Origin of the sequence: uncultured Fretibacterium sp. (genome assembly GCF_938030725.1) — a bacterium.
GTDB lineage: Bacteria > Synergistota > Synergistia > Synergistales > Aminobacteriaceae > Fretibacterium.
This window is the reverse complement of the sequence record NZ_CALHIQ010000188.1, coordinates 1-4614: the sequence shown is the minus strand read 5'-3', so window position 1 is coordinate 4614 and position 4614 is coordinate 1. Positions and strand designations below refer to the sequence as shown.

The window sequence follows — 4614 nt, the reverse complement described above, 5'->3', positions numbered from 1 at the left end:
AGTCGTTTGTGCCGCGTGAACTCGACGTACTCCATCCCGACGAGTTCCTCCTCGACCTGCTCGATCTGAATCCTCAGGTTGTCCAGGATTCTGTGAAGGTGATCGTTACTCGAAGCGGCCGAAAGGGCCCGAAATGGGGGTTCGGAGATCTTCTCGAGCGCCTTGAACGCGAGGAAGTGTCGAGATTTGCAGCCGAGATGCGGCAATTGCTCACTTGAGAGCAAGCAAGGATAGGGTCGCTTTTCGAGGGCCCCTAGGTTTTCAAGGAGCCCCTCAGCAGGAAGTCAACACGCGCTTGCGCGATTGTGCCGCTTCCTTAAGAACAAGCGCATGGGGCCGCGACGATCACTCGGTGCCCGACTGGCTTAGGATTGCGCCATGATCGATATTCGCGCACTTCGTGAGAACCCCGAACCCGCACGCGTCTCCCAGCGCGCTCGCGGCGGCGACGTCGAACTCGTCGACCGCATTCTCGAGGCCGACGCGCTTCGCCGCACCAGCCTTCAGGAATTCGAGTCGCTCCGCGCCTCTCAAAAGGAGATCTCGAAATCGGTCGGCAAGGCATCAAAGGAAGAACGCCCCGCGATCCTCGCGAAAGCGAAAGAGCTCGCTGAGCAGGTGAAGGCCCTGGAGGCACGCTGTCGCGAGCTCGTCATCCTGAAGCCGGAGTCGGGGCTGGGGGACTTCTACGACGCGACGGAGCAGCTGGCCAATTACACCTGGCAGCTCGGCGCAGAGAGGTCCAGCGGCCGGATCGTGGAAACGCCGGTGGAGGAGCCCTCCCTGGAGCCGGAGGCCGTCGCCCGGGCCCTGGCCCTCTGGGCCGCCGGTGCGGGGCCGCTGGCAAGCGTGATGGACTTCCCCGGCTTTGCCTCCATCGGCGTCATGTCCACGCCGGAGGGCATCGAGGACATGACGGACGCGCTGACGCGCTACGAGGTTCCCTTCTTTCCCACCCTGGGCGTGAGCATCGACCGGACGCTGCCGGGGCGCATCCTGTCCGCCATACGCCTGCTGGACGAGCAGCGCTTCCCCACCTGGGACACCATCATGCTGCTGACGCAGCCCTGCTTCGCGGGCTCCCCCTTTCCCGCGGAGCGCACTCTGCGGGCCGGCCCCAGTGGCCTCACGGGCTGGACGCGCTACTTGTCCAGGGCAAGCCAGGACGAGCCGGTCAAGGCCGCAGAGGCCTCCATGCGCGCCGTGGCCCGCCTCTGCCGCGCCGTCCGGAAGGGCGGCACGCCCGCCCTTCTGATGGCGGAATTTTATCGGTTCCTGACGGCGAAGGGGCTCTGGCTGGACCGCATGGCCGACATCTCCTGCCCGGAACTGGACGAGGAGGTCCGGACCACCGCCTCCGCCATCGAAACGGTGCGGGAGAAGATGTTGAGCCTTCGCGAGCTGCTGCCCGACATCGGGCCCGTCGGACGCACCCCTCTGAAGGACCGGGACGCTTTCGACTTTCTGGAAACCTGGTGCCGGGAGAGCCACACCCGGGCTCCCATGCCCCTGTCCGGCGCCCTCCGGCTCTACGCGGGGCAGCCGCCGGTGCTGGCCTCCCACTCCGTGTGGATCATGACCGGTGTGACCCAGCGGACGTGGCCCGGCCGCTCCCAGAGCTCCCCCCTGCTCGACGCCTCGGAGCGCCAGCGACTGGACCGGAACGGCGTGCACATGCCCTCCCCCCAGGAGAAGGCCGTGCAGAGGGAGGCGCTCTTTCGCCGCCTGCTCCTGACGGGAGAGGACCTGACCCTGATCTACCGCTCCCTGACGGACGACGCGGGACACCCCATGCCCCCCTCCCCCTTCGTGTCCCGCCTCCTGGAGGACGCCCGCGGCCTGTGGACGAGGACGGAGCTCCCCGTCGTCCCCCTGGAGAGCCTGACCCAATACGAGGACTTCTTCCCCGACGTCGACCCCGACCCCAAGGCGTCGGTTGATCGACGGCCCCAAAGCCTTCACGGGATGCAGCGGGATGCATCCGAATCCGGACAGGACACGCTGGCCGTCAGCGACCTCCAGGGCCTGCTGACCTGTCCCCTGCGCTGGTGGCTGGAGCGCAGGGCCCGCCTGCACGAGCGCCGCATTGAGGTCGCCACGGCCTCGGAGTGGGGCGTGCTGACGCACGCCTTCTGGGAAAGGACGTGGCGGCGGTTCGGACAGGACCCCGAAGCGGACTTCGCCGCGCTGGCCCGCGAGGAGTGGGCCAAGCTGGAGGCCGCGGACGAGTCCTACGCGGAGTATGAGCGCTTTGCAGCGGACCGGCGGCTGGCGCGCCGGATGGGGATCCTGCGCTTTCGCGCCCTCCGCCTTGGAGAGGTGCAGCAGCGCATCATCCAACGGCTGCGGGACGCCGGCTTCAGGCACCAGGGGATATGGCTGGAGGATGACGCAAGGCTCTCCACCGCGAGGGAAGGCGTAACGTTCCACGGGCGCTGCGACCGGGTGGAGCTCCTGTCGGGCCCCGACGGCCGGACGTGCGCGGTCATTACGGACTACAAGAGCCGCAGAGCCGCCGTCTACGACGAGGGGGTAAAGTCCCTGCCTGCGAGGAGCTGGAACGTGGACGGACGGGACCGGTTCCGGTTCGGGCTCCAGCTCTCGGCCTACGCGCTGATGTTCCAGGAGCGCTATCCCGACGTCCCGTTGAAGGGTCTCTGCTTCCTCGGCATGGCGGACGGTCGGGCGGCCGGCACGCTGGCGCCGGAGCTCCAGCCCCTGTTCGCGGAGGAGGCCGAAGCCCCCAAAAAGCTCCTGGCCTCCATGGAGGACCGCATGGAGGAGGCCGCCTGCGCCATGCGCTGTGCCGCCGCGCTGCTCCTGGCAGGAGAGTTCGAGCCGTTCTACGACTCCCCGTCCTGCCGCGTCTGCGACATGAAGGGCATCTGCCGACGGGGCGAATTCCACGGCGAGGCGCTTTCTGTGGAGGACGACGCGGAGCCCGCAGCCCTGCTGGAGTAGTTCCGTCGGTGCAAAAAATAAAAATCCCTAAAATTCCCGACTTTTTGATCCAGCCTATGGGTTTTACGCGACAGGTACACTATAATTAAGAGTGGAAAGACTTGGCGCGTGGCGTTCTTACTTTGAATCCTTGGGATCTCGGCATTTTTAAGGGGCTAAAGGGAATATGGGCATTATGAAGGACCATCGCTTCAAGAGCATAGGCTTCAAACTGGGTCTGATGTTCTTCCTCTTCGGCACCGTCATCATCGCGTCGATCTTCGGCATCATGCTGAGGATCGTCACCCAGATGGAGGAGGCTCTGATCGCGGATCGACTGAACGCGGACATCAACTACATCAGGGACCTGATCGGCGATGGAGATTGGAACGTCCGGCACGGCGCCATCTACCTGGGCGACACCCTGGTGGGCGACGGCACGGAGGCCCTGGCCAACCTGCGCCCCTTCCTGTATCACGAACGCAAGACGGGCACGTTCTCCTACGTGTTCATCCGCAAGGACGACGGCAACCTCTCACATGTTGCGGGAACCTCCACCGGAAAGGAATACATGCAGGGCCCCTACCTGCGCGTGGCGGGGAGCACGAAGGACTTGGAGGGACACTCCATCGTCGGCACCTACATCGACAAGCGGGTCTCGGACATCTTGGACGCGACAGGCGTCTACTCCGGCGAGGCCAACGTGGCGGGCAGCATGATCTACTGCCGCTACGAAGTGCTGAGGAACGACGACGATCAGGTCGTCGGCTGCATTGCCGTAGGCCGCAGCATTGCGGAACTGCAGAAACAGGTGAACAGCGTCATTCGCACGATGGCGATCAACATCGTCCTGGCCATCCTGTTCCTGGGCTTCATCCTCTTCCTGCTCATCAACCGGTGGACCTCCACGATCGGAAGGGTCGTGGCCTATCTGAAGGTCATCGAGATGGGCGATATCCCTGCAAAGCCCCTGACCTCCCAGACGGAGGACGAGATGACGGCCCTCGTCACGGGGATCAACCTCATGGTTGACGCGCTCAGGGAGAAGGAGATGCTGAGGCTCAAGTCGGAGACCGACCAGCTCACGGGGCTGGCCAACCGTTTCGGTCTGAACCGCCGCTTCGAGGAGTTCTTCGAGGACTGCTACCACAACCAGCGCCCCCTCACCGTCGGCATCCTGGACATCGACTTCTTCAAGCCCTACAACGACAACTACGGCCACCAGGCCGGAGACCGGTGCATCGTGGCGCTGGCCGACGCCCTGAAGGACCTCGAGGGGAAGGAGCACGTCTTCTGCGCGCGGTTCGGCGGCGACGAGTTCCTCCTGATAGGCAACGGGCTCGACCTTTCGGACGTTCAGCGCATCGCACAGGAGATCAAGGACGCGGTCGCAGCACAGCACATGCCCCACGCCCACTCGAAGGTCGCAGACGTCATGACGGTCTCGCAGGGCTACTGCTGGGGCGTCCCTCTGGAGTACAGGAAGCTGAACGACTTCATCTACGTGGCGGACAGCGCGCTGTACGAGGTGAAGAGGGGCACGAAAAATGACTTCAGGATCGTCCACCTGGCGGAGGGCTTCCAGCCGGTGGACACGGACAAGGCGGAGTAGCGAAACAGCAAAAGCAAACGAGGGGGTGGACTTAGCGGTCTGCCCCCTCGTCCTTCGTTGGC

Annotated in this window: 3 protein-coding genes; all 3 read left to right on the top strand. The window is 64.7% G+C overall.

What is annotated here, in order from left to right; all coding sequences use genetic code 11:
* The coding region (locus tag Q0629_RS10120) for a hypothetical protein (RefSeq protein ID WP_298782094.1) at positions 1-218 on the top strand (218 nt) is incomplete at its 5' end.
* 160 nt (positions 219-378) lie between these two features.
* Positions 379-2961: a PD-(D/E)XK nuclease family protein gene (locus Q0629_RS10115; protein WP_298782092.1), complete on the top strand. Its 2583-nt coding sequence runs from the start codon at positions 379-381 to the stop codon at positions 2959-2961.
* A gap of 166 nt (positions 2962-3127) precedes the next feature.
* On the top strand, positions 3128-4552 hold the full coding sequence (locus tag Q0629_RS10110; protein ID WP_298782090.1) for a diguanylate cyclase: 1425 nt from the start codon (positions 3128-3130) through the stop codon (positions 4550-4552).
* The last annotated feature ends 62 nt before the right edge of the window (positions 4553-4614 follow it).

What these genes read in the sequence shown, in the direction of transcription:
- Q0629_RS10115 (WP_298782092.1), top strand. Translation starts at nt 379, where the DNA reads ATGATCGATATTCGCGCACTTCGTGAGAACCCCGAACCCGCACGCGTC.
- Q0629_RS10110 (WP_298782090.1), top strand. Translation starts at nt 3,128, where the DNA reads ATGGGCATTATGAAGGACCATCGCTTCAAGAGCATAGGCTTCAAACTG.